Here is a 1157-nt window from a genome sequence, read left to right as displayed (position 1 = left end):
GTCCAGCGCGACCATCACGTCGGTGATGTCGCCCAGCAGCTCCTCGCTCGGCTCCTCGCCCTCCGGCACCACCAGCAGCGCGGTGCGTAAATCCCGCCTTCCGGTGCAGGGCGATCGAACCAGCGTTCGCGCTGCCGCCGATCACAGCCACCATCTGACGCCAAGGGCCAGCCTCGCAGCGGGCTACCAGCGCGTGGAGCAAAGCCTCTCCAACCCCGCTCCGATGAGCGGCCTGTGTGACATAGACCGAGTTCTCGACCGTGTGACGGTAGTGCATCGCCGTCAAAAAGGCCTCGGCCTCAAACTCGACCGCCTGCGCGAGAAGGCGCCGAGCCCCGGCTCGCAGCACTTCGGTTAGGGGATCGTCGATGTCCTCGGGCTGACGAAGTCGCACGATGTTGGTAGGGCTTTCCATGGCCTATCGCTCTGATGAGAGGTTCTGGCTGGCTCGACACCCGCCTCGATACGCCGCCTTCAATCCATCGTCGTCACCCACTTTCCCGCTTAGCTCGCGATGAGGTGGAAGACGACGTGCCGCCATGCCCGTTCCGGCGAAGGGGCAAGCGCTAGCGGCAGCACGCACGCTCTTCATACGCCGAGCACCATCGGCACATGGACGTCGGCCGTCGCCGGATGTTCGCCAGCCAACTCGCGTCACTTGGGGCGTCCGGAGGGGCCTTCGAGGACGGCCTCCTCGGAAGTCTCCGTTGTCGGAAGCTCCCACTCACCGCGAATCCACATCGAGTAGAGTTCGAACGGCGTATCGGGCTCCTGCGTCGGATCGGCGTAGACTGCCGTCTCGATGTACGGGATGCCGACCTTGAGGCGCTTGCCTGGCACCTCACCGAACAGGTGATCGTAGCAGGCAAGCAGCGCCGCGATCGACAGAAGCTTGGAGGAGAGCGGCGATACGAACGCCTTGCAGCCGCCGAGCTCGCCCAGCGCACGTCGATAGCGGTCCATTGCCTCGAACAACTGCTTATAGGCCTCGAAGGGATTATACTCGCAAGCGAGCAGGATGTTCTTCGGCTCAACCTGAAACGTGTCGAATAGGAGCTCCCGGTGGGCGTAGATGATCTCGTCGCCTCGACGCGGCTCGCGAGACGGGAATGGAATGACCGGGCAGATCTCGTCGGGAGTCAGATGCTGGTGAATTC

The 1157-nt window shown here is 63.6% G+C and carries 2 protein-coding genes and 1 pseudogene; all 3 read right to left on the bottom strand.

The features are described from left to right. Nucleotides 1-277 (bottom strand): GNAT family N-acetyltransferase (locus ABTY56_RS38715; RefSeq protein WP_350634389.1); only part of this gene is annotated, 277 nt, incomplete at its 3' end. Further along, nucleotides 275-415, bottom strand: a pseudogene (locus ABTY56_RS38710) (IS256 family transposase); the annotation flags it as partial. The gene ABTY56_RS38715 and the pseudogene ABTY56_RS38710, both read right to left, overlap by 3 nt. Nucleotides 416-654: 239 nt before the next feature. Beyond that, nucleotides 655-1157, bottom strand: a 503-nt coding sequence (locus ABTY56_RS38705; protein WP_350634388.1) for a hypothetical protein, incomplete at its 5' end; no start/stop codon positions are given.

The sequence above is a fragment of the Kitasatospora sp. NPDC097691 genome, from assembly GCF_040302665.1.
Taxonomy (GTDB): Bacteria; Actinomycetota; Actinomycetes; order Streptomycetales; family Streptomycetaceae; genus Kitasatospora.
Note: the sequence above shows the minus strand (reverse complement) of the source record. Positions and strands in the feature narration are given on the sequence as shown.